This window comes from Streptomyces sp. NPDC031049 (genome assembly GCF_055571015.1).
Genome location: NZ_JBVIGC010000008.1, coordinates 74,210 through 100,094, shown reverse-complemented (window position 1 = coordinate 100,094; position 25,885 = coordinate 74,210). Strand labels below are relative to the sequence as shown.

The window sequence follows — 25,885 nt, the reverse complement described above, 5'->3', positions numbered from 1 at the left end:
CCAAATCATTACCGGGCGCTACCCTCACTCGCGTGAAGCACTCCGTGAAGCACTCCACCACCCCACAGACGCGACGCGGCCGGGGCCCCGCCCGCCGGATCGGCCGCTCCCTCGCCCTCGTCCTGCCCGTCGTCCTGGTGCTGTCCGGGACGCTCGCGGTCACCCGGGTCAACTGGTCCGGCAGCCCCTCGGACTCGGTGCTCGCCGCGTCCCAGGCGACCTCGTCGAAGGCCTCCTCGCCCGCCGCCGCCCGCGCCCCGCACGAGGTGCTGCGCGACCGGCTGCTGACCGAACTCCAGGAAGAGGACCCGGGCGTCGCGCTCACCCACCTCCAGCAGGCGGTCGACGACCGTCCCTCGCTGGCCAAGCACTGCGCCTCCATCGCCCGCGCCCTGGGCCGCGCCGCGGTACGCGTCTACGGCCCGACCCGCGCCCAGTCGTACGCGCGTCCCGTCTGTGACACCGCCTTCGCCTCGGGGGTGCTCGCCGCGCACCAGTGACCAGGGCGGCGGCCGGGCACGGCAGCGGTCGAACACCGCGGGCGGGGCGCCACGTACAGTTCGGGCATGACCGATCCGAGCGCTGCGTCCCGCCGCCCCGTGCAAGCCGTCGTCCTGGCCGGCGGACAGGGTTCCCGGCTGCGTCCGTACACCGACGACCGGCCCAAGCCGATGGTCGAGATCCCCGGCACGGGGACGCCGATCATCGGCCATCAGCTTTCCTGGCTCGCCGAAGAGGGCGTCACGGACGTCGTGATCTCCTGCGGCCATCTCGCCGAAGTGCTCCAGAAGTGGCTGGAGACCACCGATCTGCCCGTCTCCGTCACGACCGTCGTGGAGACCGAGCCCCTCGGCCGCGGCGGCGGCCTGAAGTACGCCGCCGCGCATCTGCCCCACCCCGACCGGCCCTGGTACGCCACGAACGGCGACATCTGGACCCGGTTCTCCCTGCGTGACATGGCGGACTTCCACGCCGAGCGGGACGCCGTCGCGACGCTGGCGCTGGCCCGCCCGCGACTGCCGTGGGGCGCGGTGAAGACCGACGGCTTCGGTCACATCACGGACTTCATCGAGGCGCCGCCGTCCACGTTCGAGATCAACGCGGGGGTGTACGTCTTCTCCGCGGCCTTCGCCGAGCTGCTCCCGGAGCGCGGTGACCACGAGCGGACGACGTTCCCGAGGCTGGCCCGGGAGCGCCGGCTGGCCGGTTTCCCGATCCCGCAGGGCTCCTACTGGCGGGCTATCGACACGGCGAAGGACCTGACCGAGGCGGCGAAGGAACTCGCGGCGCAAGGGCGTTGAGCCCACCGCCCTCGCCCATAGCCCGTAGACCACCGCCCACGCACACCGCGGCCGAACGGCCGGTCGCCGTACGGCGACGGGGTCCCGCACACCAGTGGTGCGGGACCCCGTCGCCGTGACTGCGGCCGGTACGCCCTCCCCGTACCGCGGGCCGGTGCGGCTAGCCGAGCAGGCCGCCGACGAGTCCGGGACGCCCGCTGCTGGACGAGCCCTCCCCGTCGCCGCTGCCGGTCTCGCTGCCGGTGCCGCCGGTCGGGCCGCTGCCCGCGCCGCCGGTGGCGCTGCCGCCGCTGGTCGGCCCCGCGCTGGTGCTCGGGGCCTGGGCGCCGCCCGGGGAGGTCTGCTGCGGCGGGGCCTGGCCGGTGGTGCCCTGCGTCTGGCTGGGCGCGCCGCCCGCGGTGCGGCCGCTGGTGTCGCGGGTCGCGCCCGGGGTGGCGGCGCTGGACGGCCCGGCGGTCGTGCCGGAGGAGGTGGCGCCCCGGGTGGGCGAGGAGGTGGCCTCGGGGCTGGTGCGCTGCCGCTCACCGGGGTCCTGCGGGAGCGGGGAGCCGGGCAGTTCGTTGCGCGGGGCCTCGCCGGGCCCGGGGACGACGACGCGGTCGGCGTCCCGGACGGCACCGCCGAGCAGCGAGCCGATCAGCAGGGTGACACCGGTGACGAGGAAGGTGACGAGGGCGCCGCGGCGCAGCACGTAGCGGCGCAGGTCCCAGATGGCGGCGCGGGGCCCGAGGCGGCGCCAGGCGCTGCCGGCGAGGCGGCCGTCGACGGAGTAGACGGGTGCGCCGGCGATGATCAGCGGGGACCAGGCGGCGAGGTAGATGATGTCGGGCGCGTCGTAGACGGGGACGGCCTTCCAGCTGACGGTGACCAGCAGCGCGGCGGAGAGCAGTGCGCCGACGACGGCGGCGACGCGCTGCCAGCAGCCGAGGACGGTCAGCACGCCGACGATGACCTGGAGGAAGGCGATGACCAGTCCGGAGCCCACGGGGTGGGCGAGGGCGAACTGGCGCAGGGGCTCGGCGACTTCCCAGGGGTGCAGGGTGTTGAGCCAGGTGACCATGGAGCCGCGCTTGCCGCCGTCGAAGTAGACGGGGTCGCAGAGCTTGCCCATGCCGGCGTAGATGGAGATAAAGCCGAGGAAGACCCGCAGGGGCAGCAGCACGACCCCGAGGTTCATGCGTCGGCCGGGGAAGTAGGCGTGCCGCGCGGGGTCGTCGCCGTGGCGGCGGGAGGGCCGCTCGTCGGCCTCGGTCCCGGCGCCGCGGAAGTCGGCGTCGTCGTAGCCGTCGTGGCCCTCGTGGCCTGGTTCCTCGTACCCGGGCGTGCCGTACCCGGGCTCGTCGTAGGCGCTGCCGACGGTGCGCATGGCGGGCAGGAGCCGGGTGCCGTCGGGGTGGCCCGGGGTGCGCTGGGCGCCGACGACGGGGGTCGGGACGGTCTGCGTGGTGAGGTCGTCGGCGTAGTCGTCGCCGGCGGCGGGGCCGTCGAGGCCGACGCGGGGGATGACCTGGGTGGCACCGGCCTCCGCGGCGTCGGCGGCCTGGTCGTCGGGATGGCGGCCGGCGCCGGCCCGCACCGCCTGGAGGAGCCGGTGGGCGCCGGTGTCGTCCGGGTCGGACCTGCCGCTCCACACGACGGGCCGGCGGCGGGCGGGGGCGGCGCCCGCGGTGACCGCCGCGCCGGCACCCGCGTGCCCGGCCGGGGCGACGGCGGGGATGGGGGCGGTGTCCTGGGTGGCGGTCAAGTGCCGCGCGACCCTCGGGGAGCGGGCGCCTCGCGCCGAGGCGCCCAGCTGCACGCGGAAGCTCGCGTGATTGACGATGACCTGGGCCGGATCGCTCGGCACCTTCACCATGCTCAGCGCGGGAGCGTCGTCGAATCCCGACGAGCGGTCCCCCGTGGGTGTGCGGGGTGTTCTGGTGTCCACACTCATCTAACCGAGTGACGTGTCGTTAGGACACTGTCTTGACCGGCCGGATCTGTCCGGACCCCGTCAAGCTTGTCCCGACCGCCCGGAACACCCCGTTCGGGCTACACCATCGAACAGCGGTTCGCCCCGCGGTCCTCGCGCGTCGGAGCCCGCGGACCCGCGCTCGCCGGGGTCAACTCCGGCGCCGCGCCGCCTCGTAGAGCACGACCCCGGCCGCCACACCGGCGTTGAGCGACTCGGCGCCGCCCGGCATCGGGATGCGCACCCGGAAGTCGCAGGTCTCCCCGACCAGACGGGACAGGCCCTTGCCCTCGCTGCCGACCACGACGGCGACCGGTCCCTCCAGGGCCTGGAGGTCGCCGAGTTCGACGTCGCCGTCGGCGGCGAGACCGACGACCACGACGCCGGCCTTCTTGTACGCCTCCAGCGCGCGCGTCAGGTTGGTGGCGCGGGCGACCGGCGTGCGGGCGGCCGTACCGGCGGAGGTCTTCCAGGCGCCCGCGGTCATGCCGGCGGCGCGCCGCTCGGGGACGACGACGCCGTGGCCGCCGAAGGCGGAGACGGAGCGGACGACGGCACCGAGGTTGCGCGGGTCGGTGACCCCGTCGAGGGCGACGATCAGCGGGTCCTCGCCCTCCTCGGCGGCGGCGTCGAGGAGGTCCTCGGGGTGCGCGTACTCGTACGGCGGGACCTGGAGCACCAGCCCCTGGTGGTTGAGGCCGTTCGTCATGCGGTCCAGCTCGGGGCGCGGGGCCTCCATCAGGTTGATGCCGCCGCGCTCGGAGGCGAGCTGGAGCGCCTCGCGGACGCGTTCGTCGTTGTCGATGAACTGCTGGACGTAGAGCGTGGTGGCGGGCACGCCCTCGCGCAGCGCCTCGACGACGGGGTTGCGGCCGACGACCAGCTCGGAGGCCGACCGGCCGCCGCCGCGCCGGCCCTGTGCGCGCCCCTGGGCGCGGCGTGCCTTGGCCTGGGCGGCGCGCTGCTTGGCGTGTCCCTTGCGCATCTCGGCGGGGGGCGTGGGCCCCTTGCCCTCCAGGCCCCGGCGCCGCTTGCCGCCGCTGCCGACCTGCGCGCCCTTCTTGCCGGACATGCGGCGGTTGTTCGCGGCCATGAGTTACCTGTCTCGCTCTCTGACGGGGGTGTGCGTCGTACGTCTGTCTTGTGCAGTGTGCCGCCCGGAGGCCCGGGCGGCACACTCGATCAAGCCGTGCGGGTCCGTGCGCCGACGGGAGCCGGGGTACGGACGGGCGCCGGGCCCCCGGCGGGAGCCGGGGCCGGCCCTACCGGGAGCCGAGGCTCCAGCGGGGTCCCTGCGGGCCGTCCTCGATGACCAGTCCCGACCGGTTGAGCTGGTCGCGGATGGCGTCCGCGGTGGCCCAGTCCTTGCGGGCCCGGGCGGCCTCGCGCTGGTCGAGGACCAGCCGGACGAGGTCGTCGACGACACCGTGGAGCTGCTGCCCCTGGTCGGTCTCGCTCGCCCAGTGCGCGTCGAGCGGGTCCATGCCGAGCACGCCGAGCATGGCGCGGACCTCGGCGAGGCGGGCGACGGCGGCCTCCTTGTCGTCGGCGGCCAGCGCGCTGTTGCCCTGCCGGACGGTGGTGTGCACCACGGCCAGCGCCTGCGGGACGCCGAGGTCGTCGTCCATGGCCTCGGCGAAGGCGGGCGGCACGTCGGCGGCGGGCTCGACGGCGTCGCCGGCCAGTTCGGTGACGCGCTGCACGAAGCCCTCGATGCGGGCGAACGCCGCCTCCGCCTCGTGCAGGGCCTCCTCGCTGTACTCGATGGTCGAGCGGTAGTGCGGGGTGCCCAGGTAGTAGCGCAGCACGATCGGGCGCCACTGCTTGACCATCTCGGAGACGAGCACGCTGTTGCCGAGCGACTTCGACATCTTCTCGCCGCTCATCGTGACCCACGCGTTGTGCACCCAGTAGCGCGCGAACGCGTCGCCGAAGCCCTCGGCCTGGGCGATCTCGTTCTCGTGGTGCGGGAAGATCAGGTCGATGCCGCCGCCGTGGATGTCGAACTCGCTGCCCAGGTACTTGTGGGCCATCGCCGAGCACTCCAGGTGCCAGCCCGGACGCCCCCGCCCCCACGGCGTCTCCCAGCTCGGCTCCCCCGGCTTGGCCGCCTTCCACATGGCGAAGTCCCGCGGGTCGCGCTTGCCGGTCTCGCCCTCGCCGGCGGGCTGGCGCAGCTCGTCCAGGTCCTGGTTGGACAGCGACAGATAACCGGGCAGGGACCGTACGTCGAAGTAGACGTTGCCGTCGGCCTCGTAGGCGTGGCCGCGCTCGATGAGCGTCCGCATCATCTCGACCATCTCGGTGATGTGGCCGGTGGCGCGGGGCTCGTAGGTCGGCGGGAGGCAGCCGAGGGCGGTGTAGGCGTCGTCGAACGCCCGCTCGTTCTCGTAGCCGATGGACCACCAGGGGCGGTTCTGGTCCGCCGCCTTCCTGATGATCTTGTCGTCGATGTCGGTGACGTTGCGGATGAACGTGACGTCGTAGCCGCGGTACGCGAACCAGCGGCGCATGATGTCGAAGTTCAGCCCGGACCGGATGTGCCCGATGTGCGGTGCGGCCTGCACGGTGGCGCCGCACAGGTAGATCGAGACGCAGCCCTCGGTGAGCGGGGTGAAGTCACGGATCTGCCGGGCGCTGGTGTCGTACAGGCGAATAGTCACGAGTCCAGGGTAGTAGGCGCGAGCCAGTGCCTCGCGCCGATTCCCGTGCTGGGACACCGGGCACCTCCCGGCCGACCGAGCCGACGGGCGACGGGGCGGGGCCCCGCCCACGGCACCCCCGCCTCCGCCGGCGCGCACCTCAGCCGGTCCGCACCACCAGCGCCGTGGCCACCGCCATCAGCCCTTCCCCCCGCCCGGGGAACCCGAGTCCGTCCGTGGTCGCACCGGACACCGAGACCGGGGCCCCCGCGGCCTCCGACAGCACCCTCTGCGCCTCGTCCCGCCGCTTGCCGATCTTCGGCCGGTCCCCGACGACCTGCACGGCGACGTTCCCGATCCGGAACCCGGCCTCCCGCACGATCCGCGCCGCCTCCGTCAGCAGCGCCACCCCGGACGCCCCGGACCACTCCGGCCGCCCGGTGCCGAAGTGCTGTCCCAGGTCGCCCAGCCCTGCGGCCGAGAACAGCGCGTTGCACGCGGCGTGCGCGACGACGTCGGCGTCGGAGTGCCCGGCCAGACCGGGCCCCTCCCCCTCCCACTTCAGCCCCGCGCACCACAGTTCCCGCCCGTCCTCGAAGGCGTGGATGTCGGTGCCGATGCCGACCTGGGGCAGCGGCGGCGCGGGCACCCCGTCGCCCCCGGGCACCTGGGCGGCGCTCGTCTCAGAAGCCATCGTTGAGCCTCCTCCGCGCCAGGACCGCCTCCGCCAGCACCAGGTCCAGGGGCCGGGTCACCTTGAACGCCTCCTCGTGACCGGGGATCACCACCACCGGCGTGCCGAGCTGTTCGACCATCCCGGCGTCGTCGGTGACGTCGCCGGTCACCGTCTCGTGGGCGCGGACCAGTGTGGCCCGGTCGAACCCCTGCGGGGTCTGCACCGCGCGCAGCCGCGAACGCTCCGGCGTCGCCACCACCGGCTCCGGCTCGCCGGGGGCGCGGGCCGGCTCGACCTGCTTGACGGTGTCGGCGAGCGGCAGCGCCGGGACCACGGCGGGGGCGCCGTCCCGGACGGCCTCGACCACGGCGTCCACCGTGTCGACGGGCACCAGCGGCCGGGCGGCGTCGTGGACGAGCACGACGTCGCATCCGGGCGGCAGCGCCTCCAGACCGAGCCGCACCGACTCCTGCCGGGAGCCGCCGCCCGGGACGACGAGGAAGTCCGTCCGCTCGGGCAGGGCGTGTGCGTCGAGGAGGCTCTTGACCTCGGCGGCGCCGTCCGGCGGGGCCACGACGACGACGAGGGAGACGGCGCGGGAGGCGGCCATCGCCCGCACGGCGTGGATGAGCATGGGTGTCCCGCCCAGCGCACGCAGTGCCTTGGGCGCGCCCGGACCGAGGCGGACGCCCCGGCCGGCGGCGGGAATCACGGCGGCGGTACGGGCGCCGGCGGCGCTGCGAGCACCGGCGGGCGCGGCGGCGGCCGGGGGCGAGGGACGCGATTCGTCAGACATCGGTTCCTGTCAGGTTTGTGTGCTGGCCTGGCGTGGGTATGGCCTGGGGAGTGCCGGGCGCGACGCCTCGACCGGACCCTTTCCGTGACATCGGTCGAGCCGGCTGCCCGGGCCCGGCATCCCAGGAGTGGGGGTCGGGGAGAGCGTACGGACGGCGTCCGGGTACGGACATGCCGCAGCGCCCGGCGACGGCAAAGACGTCATCGGGCACCGCGGCATTTCGTGTGCTGATCCGGGCGCGTGCGTCCCGGGTCAGGGTCCGCCTCGGGTCAGGAGGCGAGCACCTCGTCGAGCAGGGCCTCGGCCTTGTCCTCGTTGGTGTTCTCCGCAAGAGCCAGCTCGCTCACCAGGATCTGGCGGGCCTTGGCGAGCATGCGCTTCTCACCGGCGGAGAGTCCGCGCTCGCGCTCGCGGCGCCACAGGTCGCGCACCACTTCCGCGACCTTGATGACGTCGCCGGAGGCGAGCTTCTCCAGGTTTGCCTTGTAACGACGCGACCAGTTCGTGGGCTCCTCGGCGTACGGCGCGCGCAGCACCTCGAAGACCCGGTCCAGTCCGTCCTGACCGACCACATCACGCACGCCGACGAACTCCGCATTGTCCGCTGGCACACGTACCGTCAGGTCACCCTGGGCGACCTTCAGCACCAAGTAGGTCTTGTCCACGCCTTTGATCTGGCGAGTTTCGATAGCCTCGATCAGCGCGGCCCCGTGATGGGGATAGACCACGGTGTCGCCAACCTTGAACGTCATGTGACAGGTACCCCTTCCGTGGCTATCCAGGGTAACACGGATACGGCGTCTTCTGAATGGCGTTTTCGCAGGTCAGGGCATATCTCGGGGCTTGACAACAGCGACAGGAACGTGCTTCGCGGGGCGAGCGGAAGAAGGTATTCGCAGGTGGGAGCGGCTCTTCGGGCCGAGCGAAACGCGCACGTTACACACCCCCGAAGCCCCGCCACAGCGGCCGAACATCCCCATATGTCCGGTTCCATGGGTGCGACTTCCGCTACTCCGTTCGGTGGCCGGTGCGGGCTTCCGGACGAATCCGGAATTGATCACGGGGTGCCCGGCGAGCCCGATCACGGGACCATCACGAGACACTCCGGCGGACGGCCGGTGATCAATTCCGGGGTGTCCGCGCATTCCTTCACGGAAATTTCGCGTTCCGCCGTGTGGCGTATGCCGGGGTTCCGCCATGGGTTCCACCGGCCCGGTTATGTGAATGGCGGACGAGCGCCGATCAATGCGACCCGGACTCCCTTCCGTCGCCTCCGACGGCACTCCGACGGCACGTACGGTGTCCCGGCCGGCGGTGCTCCGGCCGGGACCGGACGACGAGGTCCCTTCCCGGCCCGCTACCGCCTGCCGGGCGAAGCCGGGGGGTGTGATCCCTTCGCGGGGAGGGTCGGGTGCGGCGGCCCGGGAGCGGCTCGCTAACCTAAGGGCCGCTGACAGTCACTTAGGGCGGCTTTATCCGTTGCCGCCGCCACGCTCGAGTCAAGGAGTTGCCGCCGCCGTGAGCAGCAGCCTTCGACGCGGCGCCCTCGCCGCCGCCGCCATCGCCTCCATTCTCCCGCTCGCCGCGTGCGGCGCCGGCAACAACGCGCAGTCGCTCCAGATCAAGCCCGACCACGCGGCGACCACGGTCGGCGACATCGAGATCCAGAACGCGATCGTCATCACCCAGCCGGACCCCGAGTCGACGGGCCCGGCCGCGATCTCCGCCACCGTGTTCAACAGCGGCCGCACCGACCAGACCCTGGAGTCGCTGCGGGTCGACGGCACCGACCTGTCCGCCGAGCTGAAGCCGGCCAAGGGCGGCGGCGACGTGGTCGTCCCGGCCGGCGGCTCGGTGATCCTCGGCGGCGAGGGCAACGCCTCCGCCACGCTGCCCGAGAGCGGCGAGGCGCTGCGGCAGGGCGACGCCCAGAAGGTCACCTTCAGCTTCAGCAAGACCGGTGAGGTGTCCCTGGAGGCCTTCGTCGTCCCGGCCGAGGGCTACTACGCCTCGTGGGGCCCGAGCGACGTCCCGGCGGCCCCGGGCGCGTCCGCGACGCCGTCCGCCGGCGAGTCGGCCCCGGCCGGCGGTCACGCCTCCGGCGAGCCGGCCGAGGGCGGCGCGGACGACGCCTCCGGCACCCCCTCGGGCACGCCCTCCGGCTCGGCGGCCGAGTCGGGCACTGCGACCGACGCCGCCTCCGCCAGCGCGACGGCGACGGCGGGCACCGGCCACTGAGCCGGCGTACGACGACACGACGAAGGGCGGGGCCTCCCTCGGAGGCCCCGCCCTTCTCGTCGTACGCGCACGCGTCGTGCCCTGCCGCCGCACGCTCTCGTCGCCGTACGCCCTCGTCGCCGTACGCGCTTGACGTCGTGCGGCGGTCTACGGCTCGAACTTGTAACCCAGCCCCCGGACCGTCACCAGGTACCGCGGCGCGCCCGGGTCCGGCTCGATCTTGGCGCGCAGCCGCTTGACGTGGACGTCGAGGGTCTTGGTGTCGCCGACGTAGTCCGCGCCCCAGACGCGGTCGATGAGCTGCATGCGGGTCAGCACCCGGCCCGCGTTGCGCAGCAGCATCTCCAGCAGGTCGAACTCCTTGAGCGGCAGGTCGACCTTGGAGCCGGAGACCGTGACCACGTGGCGGTCGACGTCCATGCGGACGGGGCCGGCCTCCAGGGCCGCGGGGGCGACTTCCTCGGGCTCGCCGCGGCGGCGCAGGACGGCGCGGATGCGGGCGACCAGCTCCCGCGAGGAGAAGGGCTTGGTGACGTAGTCGTCGGCCCCTATCTCCAGGCCGACGACCTTGTCGATCTCGCTGTCCTTGGCCGTCACCATGATCACGGGGACGTTGGAGCGGCCGCGCAGCTGCCGGCACACCTCCGTGCCCGGCAGGCCGGGCAGCATCAGGTCGAGGAGGACGAGGTCGGCGCCGTTGCGCTCGAACTCGTCGAGTCCGTCGGGCCCGGTGGTCGCGACGGCGACCTCGAAGCCCTCCTTGCGGAGCATGTACGACAGGGCGTCGGAGAAGGACTCCTCGTCCTCGACGACGAGCACACGGGTCACGGAAGGACCTCCGGGGCGGGAAGCGTTTCGTACGGGGATGTTCGGGGGGGTGTGGAAGACCGGTCGGCGTCGTCGGCGAGGCCGGTGCGGTCGGGTCGCCGGCGTGCGCGGTCGCGGGACGACGGTCCCGCCTCCGGCAGCCGAAGTGTGAAGGTGGAGCCCTGGCCCTCGGCGCTCCACACCGTGACCTCCCCGCCGTGCGAGGCGGCCACGTGCTTGACGATCGCGAGGCCCAGGCCGGTGCCCCCGGTGGCCCGGGAGCGGGCCGGGTCGACGCGGTAGAAGCGCTCGAAGATGCGCTCCTTGTCCTTGTCGGAGATGCCGATGCCCTGGTCGGTGACCGCGATCTCGATCATGTCGCCGCCGGTGGTGTTCACCCGGCGGGCGGCTATGCCGACGCGGGTGCGGGCGGGCGAGTAGTTGACGGCGTTCTCGACGAGGTTGCCGAGGGCGGCGGCGAGCTGGCCGCGGTTGCCGGTGACGTGCAGGTCGGCGGTGCCGCCCGCGGCCATCGTGATCTGCTTGGTGCCGGCCGCGTGCCGGCAGCGGTCGATGGCCTCGGCGACCAGTTCGTCCACGCGGACGGGCTCGGCGTCCTCCAGCGGATCGTCGTTCTGGACGCGGGAGAGGTCGATCAGCTCCTGCACCAGGTTGGTGAGCCGGGTGGCCTCGATCTGCATGCGCCCGGCGAACCGCTCCACGGCCTCGGGATCGTCGGCGGCGTCCATGACCGCCTCGGACAGCAGCGAGAGCGCGCCGACCGGCGTCTTCAGCTCGTGGCTCACGTTGGCGACGAAGTCGCGCCGGACGGCCTCGATGCGGCGGGCCTCGGTGAGGTCCTCCACGAGCAGGAGGACCAGCCGGGAGCCGAGCGGTGCCACGCGCGCGGAGACGGCCAGGGCGTCGCCCCGTCCGTTGCCCCGGCGCGGCAGGTCCAGCTCGACCTGCCGTATCTCCCCGTCGCGGCGGGTGTCGCGGGCCATCTGCAGCATGGGTTCGACGGCCAGCTTGCCGCCGCGGACCAGGCCGAGGGCGTACGCCGCCGAGCTGGCCTTGACCACGGCGTCGGCCTCGTCGAGGACGACGGCCGAGGAGCGCAGTACGGACAGGACGGTGTCCACGCCGGGCGGAAGCACCGGGTCGGTGTGCAGGGAGGTGCGGGTCGGGCGCTTCTGCTCGCGCTCGCTCCAGCGGAACGCCAGCACGGCGATGGCGCCGGTGAGCACCCCGGCGATCGCTGCCGCTGCGGCGACCGCCGCGTTCACGTCCATGCATCCAGGTTAGGCACGGTGCGGGGGTCGGCCCCAGCCATCCGGGTGCGAGCTCGAACACTCGTCGCCCAGAGTTCACCTTGGAGCCAGGGCCGGTTCATTTCGGGTGCCGGAAACGGACGCGTACGGGCCGGAACGTGGAAGCGTGGGAGTGAGAACCCCCTGGAATGACGTACGAGAGGGAACCGAAGATGCGGGACGCGTACCACGAGGAACTGGACTCGATCAGCGACAGTCTGGTGGAGATGGCCCGGCTGGTCGGGTCGGCGATCGGGCGCGCGACGACCGCCATCCTCGACGCCGATCTGAAGCTGGCCGAGAGTGTGATCGAGGCCGACCAGAAGGTGGACGAACTCCAGCACGACCTGGAGGCCCGGGCGATAGCCCTGCTCGCCCGGCAGCAGCCGGTGGCGACCGACCTGCGGATCGTCGTCACCTCGCTGCGGATGTCGGCCGACCTGGAGCGCTCCGGGGACCTGGCCCAGCACGTGGCCAAGCTGGCCCGGCTGCGCTACCCCGAGCGTGCGGTCCCGCGCGACCTGCACGCGACGATCCTGGAGATGGGCCAGCTCGCGCAGCGCCTGATGGCGAAGGCGGCGGAGGTGATCATCACCAAGGACGTCGACCTGGCGCTCCAGCTGGAGCAGGACGACGACGCGATGGACCTGCTGCACCGCACCCTGTTCCAGCACCTGATGGACGACCGCTGGAAGCACGGCATCGAGACCGCCGTCGACGTGACGCTGCTCGGCCGCTACTACGAGCGCTACGCCGACCACGCCGTCGCGGTGGCCAAGCGGGTGGTGTACCTGGTGACCGGCGAGCACGCGGACGAGTTGCAGCAGGACATCCAGCCGGTGGCGGGGGTGGAGGGCGCCTGACCCTGCGGGGCGGAGGCCTGGCCCGGCAGGGGCGGTCGGACCTGCGGGTGCGGCCTGGCCTGCGGGGCGGCCTGGTCCTGCGGGCGCGGAGGCGCTGATCCGGGGCGCGCGGGCGCCTCTGTGCGCCGTTGATGCGACCGCCTCCCCGGGCATGCAATGGCATGCAAGGGCACGCAATGGGCCCAGGCACCAGCCCCGAGGAGGGACCATGGCCGAATCCCCCGGCACCCCGCCCGACCCCACGCAGGAGAGCCCGACCGAGCAGCCGCCGCGGATCAGGGACCTGCCCCTGATCGCGGCGTGCGGCTGCGGTTCGGGCTGTGGCTGCGGCTGCCAGTCCGGCGGCCCCTGCCAGTGCGGCTGACGGCGTCCGAGGTACGACGCGAGGGCCCCGGCGATCGTCGCCGGGGCCCTCGTCGTGCCGGCGTCGCCGCCCTCGGCCCCGCCCGGTGCCGGCCGGGGTCGCCCCGCCCTCCGCTCGGGCGCAGCATGGAAGGGAACGCAAGAGCCAAGGAGGTGCGAGGTTCATGGCTCACTTCATGGACGTACACCGCGGCATGGAGGGCATCACCTCCGACCAGCTGCACCAGGCGCACCAGGCCGACCTCGCGTTGGAGAAGGAGGAGGGCGTCCACTTCGAGCGGGCGTGGGCCGATCCGGAGTCCGGCACGATCTACTGCCTCTCCGAGGGCCCGTCGGCGGAGGCGGTCCAGCGCGTCCACGAGCGGGCGGGCCACAAGGCCGACGAGATCCACGAGGTTCCGCTCACGGTCTGAGGGGTGTTCGCCGGCGCCGGGGCGTGGGCTCGGGGCTCAGTCGGGCTGAGTACGGGTACTCAGGACAGGTCCCGGCCCCCGTCCAACGATGGGACGGACACCGCCGAACCTCGGGGAGACGCGATGAACACCCGCCCGACCGACCGCCCGACCGCCAGCACCCGTGCCCGCCGGATACGCGCCCTCGGCCGCCTGGCCTTCGCCAATCCCGCCTCGGCGGTCTATCTGGGGCTGGTAGGCGCCGCCGTCGCGGTGGCCGTGCTCCAGCCGCTCGTCACCGACCAGCCGGACGCCTCGCTGATCTGGGTGTGGCCGGCCCTGTTCACGCTGCCCGCGTTCGGCATCGTCGCGTGGCTCGGCGAGGCGGCGTGGGGCGGGGACGCGCCGGCCTGGTTCTTCGTCACCGGCATCGCCGTGGCGGCCCTGGCCCAGTCCCTGGTCCTGGGCACGGTGCTGCGGGCGCTGCGCGGACGCCACCGGAACCTGACGACGGTGTAGCACCCATCCCCTCCCTCGCCCCTCTCCCCTCCCCCCCCGCGCAGACCTACCTGCCACATTGCCGACCCTATCGATTTTCGATAGATTCCTATCGCACATCGATCGAGGGAGAGGCAATGGGACGGCTGACCGTGCACGCGCTGCGCGCCGTGCTGGTGGTGCTGCTGGCCGGTTCTGTGTTCGTGCAGGCGGTGATGGTGCCGCTGCTGGCGGCGGACATGGAGGGCATGGACGAGGACGTCGCACACCTGCGGGTCCCGGTCCTGCTGCTCATCGTGCTGGGTATCGTCACGGCGCAGGTCGTCCTGGTCTGCGTATGGCGGCTGGTGACGATGGTGCGCCGCGGGACGGTCTTCTCCCACGCCGCGTTCCGCTACGTCGACATCGTGACCGGCGCGTTCGTGGCCGCGTCGCTGCTGGTGTTCACGTTCGCGGTCGTACTGGCGCCCGGCGAGGCCGTGGCCCCCGGCGTCGTGCTGCTGGTCTGCGGGGTGTCGCTGGCCGTGCTGGGCGTGGCGCTGATCGTGCTCGTCCTGCGGATGCTGCTCGCCCAGGCCGTCGCCCGCGACGTCGAGGCGAACCGGATGCAGGCAGAGCTGGAGGGGGTGATCTGATGCCGATCGCCGTCGACATCGACGTGATGCTGGCCAGGCGCAAGATGTCCGTGGGCGAACTGGCGGAGCGCGTCGGCATCACGCCCGCCAACCTGGCCGTCCTGAAGAACGGCCGGGCGAAGGCGGTGCGCTTCGCGACGCTGGCGGCCCTGTGCGAGGTACTGGAGTGCCAGCCGGGCGACCTGCTGCGCTGGGAGCCGGACGGCACGGGCGGGGACACCGCCCCGGCCGGCACCGTCGACACCGCAGGCACCGCCGACACGGCGGGGGCCGCCGCGCGGAACTGACGCCGGTCCCCGCTGCCGCCCGGCCGGAGCCGCCCGCCCCTCACACCGCGGCGAGCAGACCGTCGAGCGGAGCGGGAACGCGGTCGGGTGCGAGCGCCTCGGTCAGCACCCGGCCGTAGTGGATCTTCCGTCCCTTCTTGGTACCGAAGAACCGCCGCAACTGCTGCTGGGCGCTGCGCCCCTGCTGCGCGGGCTGCCGCTGAAAGGTCTCCAGGGCACGCAGATCGCCCTCCTGCCGCACCAGCTCCGCCACCCGCGCCACACCCAGTGCGCGGATCAACTCGTCCTCCAGGTCCGCCACGCAGACGAAGAACGCCGAACCGGCCCCGCTCCCCGCACCGCCCGCACCGGCCCGCTCCAGGCCCCGGACGTAGTACGGCCGCTCCCGCTCGTCGCACAGCCCGGTGAGGCGCAGCCCCAGCCCGGGCGGCCCGAGCACCTGCGCGAACCGCCCGACGCTCATCGCCCCGCCCATCGACAGGACGCAGACCCCCTCGGCCTCCAGATCCCGCCCGCGCCGCTCGGCCAGCGCGTCGACGGCCGCCACGTCGCTCGGCTCTTCGAGCAGTACGGCCACCCGGACCCCCAGCCGCTCGGCCAGCTCCCGGGCGGCCCCAGCCGTGCCCCCGGCCGCCCAGTCACCGACCGCGTCCCGGAAAGCCGCCATGTCAGCCATGGGACGAGTCTCCGCCCACTCGGTGCCCGGCGCCAGGGATTTCCTCTTGCGCTGGAAGCATCGCTTGCCGTCGTGGCGCCCCGGGTCCCCGGCCCGTCACTCGCCACCGCGGTCCCGCTGATGGTGACTTCGGGTGATGAGCCAGGTCCCGCCGACTATCAGCAGAGCGAAGACCGCGAGGCCGGCGCCCTGTGCGGCCAGCAGCCACAGTCGGTCGGACAGCGGCAGCTTTCCGTTCAGGGTGACCTGGAGGGAACCGACGGCGAAGGCGATGGCGGCCGTGAAGACGGCGACGACCTCGACGGCTCGTACCGAAGAGGTGTGGAGGGAGCGTTCCAACTGGGCGTTGGCCGCGGCCTGCCGATCCCACCGGCGCTGCTGCTCCGCGTCCCTGAGGGCACGCAGCCTGCCCTCCTGGATCGCGTCCCTCCTCGTGAGGTACTGATCCTGCAGAGCGCCGAGGCTGGGGGTGGGGAACGCCGCCAGGAGCGCCAGGGCCCTGTCGATGTTCTCCAACGCCGCGTCGTGCTCCCCGCACATGTGCAGCCCGGTGGCCAGACGGGCATGGAACATGTGGTCGCCGGGATGGGCCCGCACCGCCTCCTCGGCGTGGCGGCGCAGCAGCTCTCCCTGCCCCGGGAAGGGGGCGGCGAACGCCAGGCCGTTGAGGCAGATGTCCACGGTGTGCCGGGTCCGCCCGGACGCGGACCAGGCCTGCTCCAGCAACTCGACGGCGTGCTCGACGGTCAGCGACCGGCTGCCGAACGCGGCGAACGACCGGAGCGCGACGAAGACGGGTTCGGCGCGCAGCCGGCCCGCGGCCACGGACGTGGGGGAGAACTCCAGGAAGGCGTGCAACTCGTCGAAGCAGAAGTTCGCCCGCAACTTGCCCGCGTGGAACAGGGTGACGAAGTACGCGACGCGCGCCGCCTCGCCGCCCCCGCCCGCCCCGTCCAGCGTCGCCGCGAGCTGATCCGCGGACTCCACGGCCCCCCGGTTCAGGAAGCCGTTGCCGAGGGCCCACTGCTCCGCGACGGCACCCCAACCGGCGTCCGTCACACGGTCTTCCATCCACCGAGCGCACTCGACGGCCGTCGCGGCGTTCGGCCGCTGCCGGAAGCGCTGACGCCAGTAGCGGTCGGCGCACATGAAGTAGGGATCGAGCCGGAGGTCGGCGGACCGCACCTCGAACGCCGGCGGTGTGCCCGCCGCGAGCAGTTCCGCGGCCACCTCGTCGCAGACCCGGTCCCGCGTCCTCACGTCGGCCGCACGGACCTCGTCCAACCGCGCGACCACTGCCCCTGCGTCCATCCGCCCCTCGGCTTCCCTGAGCCCACCCGTACCAGCCCGGACCACTCCGGCCACCCGAACATATCCGCGGAGTTGGACGGTGACCGGTCCCGGGTATCCGGCGGTGACGGATCGGGGGTATGCGGCCTTCTGGCTCGCCCGCCCGCACCATCCGCTGCCGACGAGTCGGCGGACGTCGTCGGCAGCGCTGTCCCGAGGTGATGAACGAAGAGCCCCCTCCTGAGGGAAGACCTCAGGGCAGAGGCTCCTTCGACACTCGGCTTACTTCTTCTTGCCCTGGTTCTTCACGGCCTCGATGGCCGCCTTCGCCGCCTCCGGGTCCAGGTACGTGCCGCCCGGGTTGACCGGCTTGAAGTCGGCGTCCAGTTCATAGCTGAGCGGGATGCCCGTGGGGATGTTCAGGCCCGCGATGTCGGCGTCGGAGATGCCGTCCAGGTGCTTGACCAGGGCGCGCAGGCTGTTGCCGTGGGCGGCGACCAGGACGACGCGGCCGGTGAGGAGGTCGGGGACGATGCTGTCGAACCAGTACGGCAGCATGCGGACGACGACGTCCTTCAGGCACTCCGTCTGCGGGCGCAGCTCCGGCGGGAGGGTCGCGTAGCGCGGGTCCGAGAACTGGGAGTACTCGGCGTCGCGGTCCAGCGGCGGCGGCGGGGTGTCGTACGAGCGGCGCCACAGCATGAACTGCTCCTCGCCGAACTCGGCGAGCGTCTGGGCCTTGTCCTTGCCCTGGAGGGCGCCGTAGTGGCGCTCGTTCAGGCGCCAGGAGCGGTGGACCGGGATCCAGAGGCGGTCGGCGGACTCGAGGGCGAGCTGCGCGGTGCGGATCGCGCGCTTCTGGAGGGACGTGTGGACCACGTCGGGGAGCAGGCCGGCGTCCTTCAGCAGCTCGCCGCCGCGCGTCGCCTCCTTCTCGCCCTTCGGGGTGAGGTTGACGTCCACCCAGCCGGTGAACAGGTTCTTCTCGTTCCACTCGCTCTCGCCGTGGCGGAGGAGGATCAGCTTGTACGGTGCGTCGGCCATGTCTCAGAGCGTAATCCACGGATTCGCCCCCTCGCGTGCCCGCCCGACAGCCGGACAGTTGACGGCATCTGTTAATCGAGTGGCTTCCCCGGGCCCGCCTTCGTAAGTTGTGCCGAGCTGATTGGGCACTTACATCTCGGGGGCGGCGATGTCACTCGGCAAGGCGATGCCACTGGTCAGAGCACGGCGTGCCGTGCGGGAGTCCGTCTCCGGGCTCCCCCGCGCGTTCTGGTGGCTGTGGGTCAGCACGCTGGTCAACCGGCTCGGCTGCTTCGTCGCCACCTTCATGGCGCTGTACCTGACCCTCGACCGCGGCCACTCCGCCGCCTACGCCGGTCTGGTCGCGGCCCTGCACGGACTGGGCGGGGTGGTCTCCTCGCTGGTCGCCGGGGTGATGACCGACCGGCTCGGGCGGCGGCCCACGCTGCTCGTCGCGCAGGCGTCCACCGCCGTGACCGTCGCGCTGCTCGGCTTCGTGCACGACCCCGTGGCCATCGCCGGCGTCGCCTTCCTCGTCGGCATGGCCAGCAACGCCTCGCGGCCCGCGGTGCAGGCGATGATGGCCGACATCGTGCGCCCCGAGGACCGGATCAGGGCGTTCTCGCTCAACTACTGGGCCATCAACCTCGGGTTCGCCGTGTCGTCCATGGCCGCCGGGTTCATCGCCGAGTTCAGCTATCTCGCCGGGTTCCTGATCGAGGCCGGCATGACCATGGCCTGCGCGATCGTCGTCTTCGTGAAGCTGCCCGAGTCCCGGCCGCGGACCGAGGAGGCCCAGGGCGCGGGGGACGGTTCGGACGCCGTGTCGCTCGGGACCGTGCTGCGGGACGGGCGGTTCATGGGGGTGGTCGTGCTGTCCTTCCTGGTCGCGCTGATCTTCCAGCAGGGCATGGTGGGGCTGCCGGTGGCCATGGGCGAGGCCGGGTTCTCGGCCGCGGACTACGGCATGGCGATCGCCGTCAACGGCGTGCTGATCGTCGTCCTTCAGATCCCGGTCACCCGGTTCATCGAGCACCGGGACCCGCGGCAGCTGCTGGTCGTCTCGTCCCTGCTGGCCGGCTACGGCTTCGGGCTCACCGCGTTCGCCGGGTCCGTCGGGGTCTTCGCCCTCACGGTGTGCGTGTGGACACTGGCCGAGATCGTGAACGCGCCGACGCAGACCGGGCTGGTCGTACGGCTGTCCCCGGTGCACGGGCGCGGGCGCTACCAGGGCATGTACACCCTGTCCTGGTCCGTCGCCTCCCTCGTCGCCCCCCTGATGTCCGGCCTGGTCATCGACCGGTACGGCGCCGACTGGCTGTGGGGACTGTGTGCGGTCGTCGGCACGGTCGCGGGGCTCGGCTACGCGGCCCTGATGCGGCGGCTGCCGGCAGCGGAACCGGCCGCCCCGGAGGCGCCGGCTCCCGCGAAGCCCGAGGTCAGCGCCGTCTGAAACAGTGCGGCCCACGGGCACCGGGGGGTGCGTCCGCGGCTCAGGGGTGCATCCGCGCCCCCTTCAGCGCCTTGTCCACCGCGTTCCGCGGGCCGTGCACCGCCAGCCCCACCAGGTCCAGCTCCGCCGTCGGCACGGCCCGCACCGCCGCCCGGTTGTCGCGGTCGTTGCCGGTGGTGAACAGGTCGGAGGTGAAGACGGCACGGGGCAGTGACCGGGAGAGCACGCGCGCGTGGGCCTTCGTCAGCGTCTCCTTGCTGCCCTCCAGCACCAGGACCGGCTGGCGGAACATCGGCAGGTAGGCGACGCCGTCCGCGTCCTCGTACGGCTCCCCGACCACCTCGGGGACCTGCGTGCCGAGGCCGCTGACGAGGAAGGCGGTGACGTTCAGGCGCTGCCACGGCTCCAGGTCCTCGCGGAGCAGGACGGCGATCTTGGTGTCGAAGCGGATCGGTTCCAGGTCGTTCATAGGGCGAGACTGCCGGTCGCCGTACGGCCCGGTCTTGTACGTTCTTTGCATGGTCGCCGCACGGCCTCCTGCCCGGCGGGAGCAGGTCTCCGCGTGGCGCCCGAGGGTCGCGGGCGTCACGGAGGTCTTCCACGCCCGCTTCACCGAGTACGCCTACCCGATGCACGTCCACGAGGCGTGGACGCTGCTGATCGTGGACGACGGCGCCGTGCGCTACGACCTGGACCGGCACGAGCACGGCACCCCGCACGACACGGTGACCCTGCTGCCGCCGCACGTGCCCCACAACGGCTCCGCCGCCACCCCGGACGGCTTCCGCAAGCGGGTGCTGTACCTGGACACCGCGTATCTGCCCGAGGAGCTGATCGGGGCCGCCGTCGACGGGCCCGACCTGCGTGACCCGGTGCTGCGGCGCCGGGTCGGACAGTTGCACACGGCACTCGCCTGCCCCGGGGACGAACTGGAGGCGGAGAGCCGGCTGACGCTGGTCGGGGAGCGGCTGCGGGCCCACCTGCTGCCCGGCCGGACGGCGGAGCAGTACGGGCCGCGCGGGGACCGGGCACGGCGCAAGGACCCCGCACTCGCCCGCCGGCTGCGCGAACTGCTCGACGAGCGCGTCGTCGACGGGCTGACCCTGACCGAGGCCACGGACCTGCTGCCGGCCCACCCCGCCCATCTCGTACGGGCGTTCAGCACCGCGTACGGCATCGCCCCGCACCAGTACCTGATGTCGCGCCGCGTCGACCGGGCCCGCCGGCTGCTGCTGGCCGGCGGCACACCGTCCGAGGTGGCCGCCGCCACCGGCTTCTACGACCAGGCGCACCTGACCCGGCACTTCAAGCGGCTGGTGGGCGTCACGCCCGGCCGCTACCGCGGCAGCGCACGCTGAACCTCCGCCGCCGGAAGGGGATTGTCAGTGGTCGCTGCCATGATTCCCGTACGGCATTCAGGTCGTCCGCGTGTTTCCGTCCGTCGTCCGCCTGTTTCCGTGCGTCGTCCGTCCGCTTCCGTCCGACGTCCGTCCGAAGAACTGGAGAGCACCGATGAGCTGGGACGTTCTGCTGCTGCGCCTGCCAGGAGGCGCGGCTTCCATGGAGGAGCTCCCCGACGGCTGGTCCCCGCCGCCGCTCGGCCGGCGCGAGGAGGTCCTGGCGGCCGTGCGGGCGGCCGCTCCCGCCGCCGACCTGACCGACCCGTCCTGGGGCGAGCTGTCCGGCGCGGGCTGGTCCATGGAGCTGAACACGGGCGCGCAGGACCCCGTCGACACCGTCATGCTCCACATACGCGGCGGCGGTGACGGTGTGCTCCCGCACATCCTGCGCCTCGCGGACGCCTTGGAGTGCAGGGCGCTCGACTGCTCCACCGGCGGCTTCCTGGCCCCGGGGGACACGGCCGGCTGGCACGCCTTCCAGGCCTACCGCGACCGCGTCGTCGGTTGAACGGCGGCGTCAGTCGGTGGAGCGCCGTGTCAGGTGGCCGAACGCCTCCAGGTTGCGCGTCGACTCACCGCGGGACACCCGCCAGGCGTACTCCTTGCGGATCGCGGTCGCGAAGCCCAGCTCCAGCAGCGTGTTGAAGGCCCCGTCGGCGGCCTCCAGCACCTGGCCGAGGAGGCGGTCGACCTCGTCGGCGGTGACGGCGGCCAGCGGCAGCCGGGCCGTGACGTAGACGTCGCCGTGGCCGTCGACGGCGTAGCTCATGCCGTACAGCTTGAGGTTGCGCTCCAGGAGCCAGCGGTGGACGCCCGCCTCGTTCTCGTCGGGGTGGCGGACGACGAAGGCGTTCAGGGAGAGGGAGTGGCGGCCGAGGATCAGGGAGACCGTCGTCGACAGCTTGCGGGTGCCGGGCAGCTTCACCACGTAGGTGCCGGGCTCGGGGCTCTCCCACTCCAGTTCGGCGTCCCTCAGGGCGCCCTCGAGGATCTGTGCCGCCTTCTGTGCGTCAGCCATGCAGCGAGCGTACGCGACGCCGGTGGGCCTGCACGGCGGCCGTGTAGACGTCGGCCGTGGCGGCGGCGGCCGTGTCCCAGCCGAAGGACTGGGCGTGCCGGGCGGCGGCCTCGCCCATGCGGGGCGTGAGGCCGGGATCGTCGGCGAAGTCGCGCAGCACGCGCGCGTAGGCGGCCGGGTCGTGGCCCTGGACCAGGAAGCCGGTGTGCCCGTCGCGCACGGCGACCGGCAGGCCGCCGACGGACGCGGCGAGCACCGGCGTGCCGGCCGCCTGCGCCTCGATGGCGACCAGCCCGAAGGACTCGCTGTACGACGGCATGACCAGCACGGACGCGGCCCGGAACCAGTCGGCGAGCTGTTCCTGGCCGACCGGCGGCCGGAAGCACACCACGTCCGCGACACCGAGCCGGGCGGCCAGCTTCTGAAGGCCCTCCGGCTTGGCGAGGCCGCTGCCGCTCGGGCCGCCGACGACGGGGACGAGGATCCGGGAGCGCAGCTCGGGGCGTTCCTCCAGCAGGACGGCGACGGCGCGCAGCAGCACGTCGGGGGCCTTCAGGGGCTGTATGCGGCCGGCGAAGAGCGGGATCAGCGCGTCCTGCGGCAGCCCGAGGCGGGCGCGGGCGGCGGCGCGCCCGTCGGCCGGGCGGAACCGGTCGAGGTTCACGCCGGGGTGCACGACGGCGACGCGGGCGGGGTCGGCGGAGTAGTGCCGGACCAGTTCGTCGGCCTCCTCGGCGGTGTTGGCGATCAGCCGGTCGGAGGCGGCGACCACCTGCGTCTCGCCGATGACCCGGGCGGCGGGCTCGGGGGTGTCGCCCTCGGCCAGGTTGGCGTTCTTGACCTTGGCCATGGTGTGCATGGCGTGCACCAGGGGGACGCCCCAGCGCTGGGCGGCGAGCCAGCCGACGTGGCCGGAGAGCCAGTAGTGGGAGTGGACCAGGTCGTAGTAGCCGGGGCGGTGCCCGGCCCAGGCCTGCATCACGCCGTGCGTGAAGGCGCACAGCTGCGCCGGGAGGTCCTCCTTGGCGAGGCCCTCGTAAGGGCCGGCGTCGACGTGCCGCACGAGCACGCCGGGGGCGAGCTGGACGGCGGGCGACAGCTCCCCGGCCGTCGCACGCGTGAAGATCTCGACCTCGATGTTGAGGGCGGCCAGGCGCTGCGCGAGCTCCACGATGTAGACGTTCATGCCGCCGGCGTCGCCGGTGCCGGGCTGGTGCAGCGGGGAGGTGTGCACGGAGAGCATGGCCACCCGCCGGGGGCGCCGGTGCAGCCGCAGCCGCGGGGGTGCCGCCGGGGAGCGACGCCCGAGCCTGCTGACGTACTGGCTCACGTGTCGTTCCTCCTCGCTGCGGGGCGGTCCCCGGGCCGGCCGGCCCGGTCCGCGGACGGGTCTGGAGGGCAGGGGCCGCCCTCCACCGGGGTGCAACGCCGGAGTGCCGCGCTCCCATTTCCGGTTTCCCGGCCTTTGCCGAATCATTACCGGCCATCGATCAACCGTTCGAAGGCGGGGCGCGTCCGGGAGGACGCCCCGGAACGGCCCGGCCGGCGGGCTCCGCGGCCCCGCCCCTCGCGGACCGGACCGGCCGGCAGGCTCCGCGGCCCCGCCCCACGCGGACCGGACCGGCCGGCAGGCTCCGCGGCCCCGCCCCACGCGGACCGGACCGGCCGGCGGGCTCCGCGGCCCCGCCCCTCGCAGGGGCCCGCGCGCGGAACGACCCGAGGGCGCCGCCCCGGCCCCGCATACCCTCGTACGCATGACATCCCGCGCCACGGCCCCCTCCCGCCCACGGCCGCGCCCGAGCGGTGCGGCCCCCGTCGTGGGCACGATCACGCGCGGGACGACCAATCCGAACCGGCTGCGCCGCATGGACCGCTGGATCGCGGCCACGCACGGCGCCGAGCTGCGCCGGGCCGACGACCCCGTCGCCGTGGACCTGGGGTACGGCGCGGCCCCCTGGACGGCCGTCGAGCTGCTGCACCGGCTGCGCGGCGTCGCGCCGCGCACGCGGGTGGTCGGCGTCGAGATCGACCCGGCCCGGGTCGCGGCGGCGGCGCCGTACGCGCGCGAGGGCCTCGCCTTCCGGCACGGCGGCTTCGAGGTCCCGCTCGCCCGGCGGCCCCTGCTGATCCGGGCGGCGAACGTGCTGCGGCAGTACGACGAGAGCGAGGTCGCCGCCGTCTGGCAGCGGCTGTGCGCACGGCTCGCGCCGGCCGGCGGGCACGCGCGGGGCGGCCTGCTGGTGGAGGGCACCTGCGACGAGATCGGCCGCCGGCACGTCTGGGTCGCGCTCGGCCCGGAGGGGCCGCGCACCGTCACCTTCGCGACCCGGCTGGGCTCCCTGGAGCGCCCCTCGGACCTGGCGGAGCGGCTGCCGAAGGCGCTCATCCACCGCAACGTCCCCGGCGAGCCGGTGCACGCCTTCCTGCGCGACTTCGACCGCGCCTGGGCCGCCGCCGCGCCCTACGCCTCCTACGGCGCCCGCCAGCGCTGGATGCGGGCGGTGCGGGACCTGACGGCCGACTGGCCGGTGACGGACGGGCCGGTGCGGTGGCGGCAGGGCGAAGTGACGGTCCGCTGGGCGGCGTTGGCCCCACGGCACTGACGGGCTGCCCTCCCTCCCCCGCGAACCACCCTCATACGCACCCCGCTCAGCCCGACCGCCGGAGGGGAACGATCTCCGTGCGGCGTTCGTCACACTGCGGGGGAACCGCGGTGCCGGGTGGCCGACGGGGAGCGGGTCCGCCTCTGTCGTTTTCCGCGCCGGCATGGCACGATCCCCCAGGCGAACCGACGTTACTGACGGTTAATCAGTTTGGGGGCTGGGGTATGGGGACGGGGAAGAGTGGCCTGATCGCTGCGGCCGTGACCGTGGTCTGCGCGGTCACCGTGCTGGCCGCACCGGGCACGGCGTTCGCGGACCCCGGTCCCGCGCCGTCGCCGTCGGCGACCGCCCCCGCCACCGCAGAGCCCGGCAAGGACCTGGAGGCCGTGCGCAAGCAGCTCGACAAGCTGTACCGCGCCGCCGCCGTCGCCACCGACGAGTACAACGCGGCGGAGGAGAAGGCGGAGCAGCAGTCGGCCCAGATCGTCGAGCTGGCCGAGAAGATCGTCGAGGGGCAGAAGAAGCTGGACCGGCTCAAGGACCGGGCCGGCGCCGCCGCCCGCGCCCAGTACCGCACCGGCGGACTGCCCGACGAGGCCAAGCTGATGCTGAGCGAGGACCCCGGGGAGTTCCTCGACAACACCGGCCGCGTGCTCCAGGGCCAGCGCGGCACGAAGGGCATGCTCGAGGAACTGTCCCGCACCCAGCAGGACTTGAAGACGTACGCGGCCGACGCCTCCGCCCAGTGGAAGAAGCTGGAGGAGAACCGCAAGAAGAAGGCCGCCGCCCAGAAGAAGGTCGAGAAGCAGATCGCGGCGGCCGAGAAGCTGGAGTCCGAGCTGGAGCAGGAGGAGCGGGAGCGCCTCGAACGGCTGGAGCGGGAGGCTCAGGCCGAGGCGCAGGCCGCCTGGCTGGGCTCCGGCGTCATGGAGGGGATGACCGGCAAGGCCACCGAGCGCGGCCTGAAGGCCGTGGAGTACGCCACCGCCCAGATCGGCAAGCCGTACCAGTGGGGCGCCGAGGGACCGAAGGCGTACGACTGCTCCGGCCTGACCTCCCAGGCCTGGGCCGCGGCCGGCCAGGGCATCCCGCGCACCTCGCAGGCGCAGTGGAAGCAGCTGCGCCGGGTCGACGTGGCGGACATGCGGCCCGGCGATCTGATCATCTACTTCGAGGACGCCAGCCACGTCGGCATGTACGTCGGCGACGGCAAGGTGGTCCACGCCCCGCGGCCGGGCCGGTCGGTGACGATCGCGGGCGCGGGCTCGATGCCGATCCTCGGGGTGGTCCGGCCGGACGCGTGAGCCACGGCACACGGCACGCGCAGCGTCCCGGTCGTGTCCGCCCCAGCCCCGCACACGCGCAGCGTCCCGGCCACGTCCACCACGGACCCGCGCACGCGCCACATCCCTGCCGTGTCCGCCACGGCCCCACGCACGGGCCGCACCCCCGCCGTGTCCGCCACGACCCACGCATGCGCCGCATCCGGCCACGTCCGCCGTGCCGCGGCGGATCGGCGAACCACCCCGCCCCGGAGTGCCCCGCATCACGGTCGCGGCCGCCGAACAGCCCCCGCACGAGCCGCCGCAGGGCGCGTGAGGCGTGCCACGTGACGCACTCCACGCACACCGCCTTCACCAAACCCCCACGGGACGTGACGTTC

28 protein-coding genes are annotated in these 25,885 nt (G+C 73.4%); 14 read left to right on the top strand and 14 right to left on the bottom strand.

The features are described from left to right. Positions 1-44 precede the first annotated feature (44 nt). Both ACZ45Q_RS15830 and ACZ45Q_RS15825 read left to right on the top strand, forming a co-directional pair. Positions 45-500, top strand: a complete 456-nt coding sequence (locus tag ACZ45Q_RS15830) for a hypothetical protein (RefSeq protein WP_468261151.1) — start codon at positions 45-47, stop codon at positions 498-500. Positions 501-566: 66 nt separating this feature from the next. Continuing rightward, positions 567-1,301 carry a nucleotidyltransferase family protein gene (locus tag ACZ45Q_RS15825; protein WP_468260664.1) on the top strand — a complete coding sequence of 245 codons (735 nt, stop codon included), beginning with the start codon at positions 567-569 and terminating at the stop codon, positions 1,299-1,301. Positions 1,302-1,461: 160 nt separating this feature from the next. Here ACZ45Q_RS15825 and ACZ45Q_RS15820 read toward each other — a convergent pair whose 3' ends face one another. From ACZ45Q_RS15820 to ACZ45Q_RS15795, 6 genes are all read right to left on the bottom strand, one after another. Then, positions 1,462-3,234: a DoxX family protein gene (locus ACZ45Q_RS15820; protein WP_468260661.1), complete on the bottom strand. Its 1,773-nt coding sequence runs from the start codon at positions 3,232-3,234 to the stop codon at positions 1,462-1,464. Between the two features lie 169 nt (positions 3,235-3,403). Further along, positions 3,404-4,345: a 23S rRNA (guanosine(2251)-2'-O)-methyltransferase RlmB gene (rlmB, locus tag ACZ45Q_RS15815; RefSeq protein ID WP_468260659.1), complete on the bottom strand. Its 942-nt coding sequence runs from the start codon at positions 4,343-4,345 to the stop codon at positions 3,404-3,406. Positions 4,346-4,514: 169 nt separating this feature from the next. Next, a complete protein-coding gene (gene cysS / locus ACZ45Q_RS15810) occupies positions 4,515-5,915 on the bottom strand; it encodes a cysteine--tRNA ligase (RefSeq protein ID WP_468260656.1) in 1,401 nt (466 codons plus the stop codon). A 139-nt stretch (positions 5,916-6,054) separates the two neighbouring features. Continuing rightward, positions 6,055-6,588, bottom strand: coding sequence for a 2-C-methyl-D-erythritol 2,4-cyclodiphosphate synthase (gene ispF / locus ACZ45Q_RS15805; protein ID WP_468260654.1), 534 nt, complete (start codon positions 6,586-6,588; stop codon positions 6,055-6,057). Further along, positions 6,578-7,366 carry a 2-C-methyl-D-erythritol 4-phosphate cytidylyltransferase gene (ispD, locus tag ACZ45Q_RS15800; RefSeq protein ID WP_468260651.1) on the bottom strand — a complete coding sequence of 263 codons (789 nt, stop codon included), beginning with the start codon at positions 7,364-7,366 and terminating at the stop codon, positions 6,578-6,580. The genes ispF and ispD overlap by 11 nt, the downstream gene beginning before the upstream one ends. 269 nt (positions 7,367-7,635) lie before the next feature. Next, on the bottom strand, positions 7,636-8,118 hold the full coding sequence (locus ACZ45Q_RS15795) for a CarD family transcriptional regulator (protein ID WP_003953493.1): 483 nt from the start codon (positions 8,116-8,118) through the stop codon (positions 7,636-7,638). A gap of 766 nt (positions 8,119-8,884) precedes the next feature. Here ACZ45Q_RS15795 and ACZ45Q_RS15790 point away from each other — a divergent pair. Beyond that, a complete protein-coding gene (locus ACZ45Q_RS15790) occupies positions 8,885-9,604 on the top strand; it encodes a copper chaperone PCu(A)C domain-containing protein (RefSeq protein WP_468260648.1) in 720 nt (239 codons plus the stop codon). Between the two features lie 147 nt (positions 9,605-9,751). Here the strand turns inward: ACZ45Q_RS15790 and phoP are convergent, their stop codons facing one another. Both phoP and phoR read right to left on the bottom strand, forming a co-directional pair. Further along, positions 9,752-10,423: a two-component system response regulator PhoP gene (phoP, locus tag ACZ45Q_RS15785; protein ID WP_466214042.1), complete on the bottom strand. Its 672-nt coding sequence runs from the start codon at positions 10,421-10,423 to the stop codon at positions 9,752-9,754. Positions 10,424-10,428: 5 nt separating this feature from the next. Continuing rightward, positions 10,429-11,703 carry a two-component system sensor histidine kinase PhoR gene (gene phoR, locus ACZ45Q_RS15780; RefSeq protein WP_468260645.1) on the bottom strand — a complete coding sequence of 425 codons (1,275 nt, stop codon included), beginning with the start codon at positions 11,701-11,703 and terminating at the stop codon, positions 10,429-10,431. 191 nt (positions 11,704-11,894) lie between these two features. Here phoR and phoU point away from each other — a divergent pair, with 191 nt between their 5' ends. From phoU to ACZ45Q_RS15750, 6 genes are all read left to right on the top strand, one after another. Next, positions 11,895-12,584, top strand: coding sequence for a phosphate signaling complex protein PhoU (phoU, locus tag ACZ45Q_RS15775; protein ID WP_468261147.1), 690 nt, complete (start codon positions 11,895-11,897; stop codon positions 12,582-12,584). A gap of 208 nt (positions 12,585-12,792) precedes the next feature. Then, entirely contained in the window at positions 12,793-12,948 is a 156-nt protein-coding gene (locus ACZ45Q_RS15770) for a hypothetical protein (protein ID WP_468260642.1), read from the top strand. Between the two features lie 163 nt (positions 12,949-13,111). Beyond that, positions 13,112-13,360: an SCO4226 family nickel-binding protein gene (locus ACZ45Q_RS15765; protein ID WP_468260639.1), complete on the top strand. Its 249-nt coding sequence runs from the start codon at positions 13,112-13,114 to the stop codon at positions 13,358-13,360. Positions 13,361-13,483: 123 nt separating this feature from the next. After that, entirely contained in the window at positions 13,484-13,858 is a 375-nt protein-coding gene (locus ACZ45Q_RS15760; protein WP_468260636.1) for an SCO4225 family membrane protein, read from the top strand. Between the two features lie 116 nt (positions 13,859-13,974). Beyond that, on the top strand, positions 13,975-14,472 hold the full coding sequence (locus ACZ45Q_RS15755) for a DUF2975 domain-containing protein (protein WP_468260634.1): 498 nt from the start codon (positions 13,975-13,977) through the stop codon (positions 14,470-14,472). After that, entirely contained in the window at positions 14,472-14,759 is a 288-nt protein-coding gene (locus ACZ45Q_RS15750) for a helix-turn-helix domain-containing protein (RefSeq protein WP_468260630.1), read from the top strand. The genes ACZ45Q_RS15755 and ACZ45Q_RS15750 overlap by 1 nt, the downstream gene beginning before the upstream one ends. Positions 14,760-14,799: 40 nt before the next feature. Here ACZ45Q_RS15750 and ACZ45Q_RS15745 read toward each other — a convergent pair whose 3' ends face one another. The 3 genes from ACZ45Q_RS15745 to ACZ45Q_RS15735 form a co-directional block, all read right to left on the bottom strand. After that, the gene (locus ACZ45Q_RS15745) at positions 14,800-15,435 is read right to left on the bottom strand and encodes a TOPRIM nucleotidyl transferase/hydrolase domain-containing protein (RefSeq protein WP_468260627.1); all 636 of its coding nucleotides are present in this window, start codon (positions 15,433-15,435) and stop codon (positions 14,800-14,802) included. Between the two features lie 96 nt (positions 15,436-15,531). Next, positions 15,532-16,746 carry a hypothetical protein gene (locus tag ACZ45Q_RS15740; RefSeq protein ID WP_468260624.1) on the bottom strand — a complete coding sequence of 405 codons (1,215 nt, stop codon included), beginning with the start codon at positions 16,744-16,746 and terminating at the stop codon, positions 15,532-15,534. Positions 16,747-17,007: 261 nt separating this feature from the next. After that, positions 17,008-17,769, bottom strand: a complete 762-nt coding sequence (locus ACZ45Q_RS15735) for a phosphoglyceromutase (RefSeq protein WP_468260621.1) — start codon at positions 17,767-17,769, stop codon at positions 17,008-17,010. Between the two features lie 166 nt (positions 17,770-17,935). Here ACZ45Q_RS15735 and ACZ45Q_RS15730 point away from each other — a divergent pair, with 166 nt between their 5' ends. Next, entirely contained in the window at positions 17,936-19,201 is a 1,266-nt protein-coding gene (locus tag ACZ45Q_RS15730) for an MDR family MFS transporter (RefSeq protein WP_468261145.1), read from the top strand. 40 nt (positions 19,202-19,241) lie between these two features. Here ACZ45Q_RS15730 and ACZ45Q_RS15725 read toward each other — a convergent pair whose 3' ends face one another. Then, the gene (locus ACZ45Q_RS15725) at positions 19,242-19,670 is read right to left on the bottom strand and encodes a DUF2000 family protein (protein ID WP_468260618.1); all 429 of its coding nucleotides are present in this window, start codon (positions 19,668-19,670) and stop codon (positions 19,242-19,244) included. 49 nt (positions 19,671-19,719) lie between these two features. On the opposite strand from ACZ45Q_RS15725, the gene ACZ45Q_RS15720 reads away from it, so the two are divergent. Next, a complete protein-coding gene (locus tag ACZ45Q_RS15720; RefSeq protein ID WP_468260615.1) occupies positions 19,720-20,559 on the top strand; it encodes a helix-turn-helix transcriptional regulator in 840 nt (279 codons plus the stop codon). Positions 20,560-20,713: 154 nt separating this feature from the next. Continuing rightward, positions 20,714-21,109, top strand: a complete 396-nt coding sequence (locus tag ACZ45Q_RS15715) for a hypothetical protein (protein WP_468260612.1) — start codon at positions 20,714-20,716, stop codon at positions 21,107-21,109. A 9-nt stretch (positions 21,110-21,118) separates the two neighbouring features. Here the strand turns inward: ACZ45Q_RS15715 and ACZ45Q_RS15710 are convergent, their stop codons facing one another. Together ACZ45Q_RS15710 and mshA are read right to left on the bottom strand one after the other, a co-directional pair. Then, the gene (locus ACZ45Q_RS15710) at positions 21,119-21,619 is read right to left on the bottom strand and encodes a type III secretion system chaperone family protein (protein WP_468260609.1); all 501 of its coding nucleotides are present in this window, start codon (positions 21,617-21,619) and stop codon (positions 21,119-21,121) included. Then, the gene (gene mshA / locus ACZ45Q_RS15705; RefSeq protein ID WP_468260606.1) at positions 21,612-22,949 is read right to left on the bottom strand and encodes a D-inositol-3-phosphate glycosyltransferase; all 1,338 of its coding nucleotides are present in this window, start codon (positions 22,947-22,949) and stop codon (positions 21,612-21,614) included. The genes ACZ45Q_RS15710 and mshA overlap by 8 nt, the downstream gene beginning before the upstream one ends. A 487-nt stretch (positions 22,950-23,436) precedes the next feature. On the opposite strand from mshA, the gene ACZ45Q_RS15700 reads away from it, so the two are divergent. Continuing rightward, on the top strand, positions 23,437-24,222 hold the full coding sequence (locus ACZ45Q_RS15700; protein WP_468261143.1) for a class I SAM-dependent methyltransferase: 786 nt from the start codon (positions 23,437-23,439) through the stop codon (positions 24,220-24,222). Positions 24,223-24,446: 224 nt separating this feature from the next. Next, positions 24,447-25,526 (top strand): C40 family peptidase, encoded by a 1,080-nt coding sequence (locus ACZ45Q_RS15695; protein WP_468260603.1) that lies wholly within the window; start codon positions 24,447-24,449, stop codon positions 25,524-25,526. Positions 25,527-25,885: the final 359 nt, after the last annotated feature.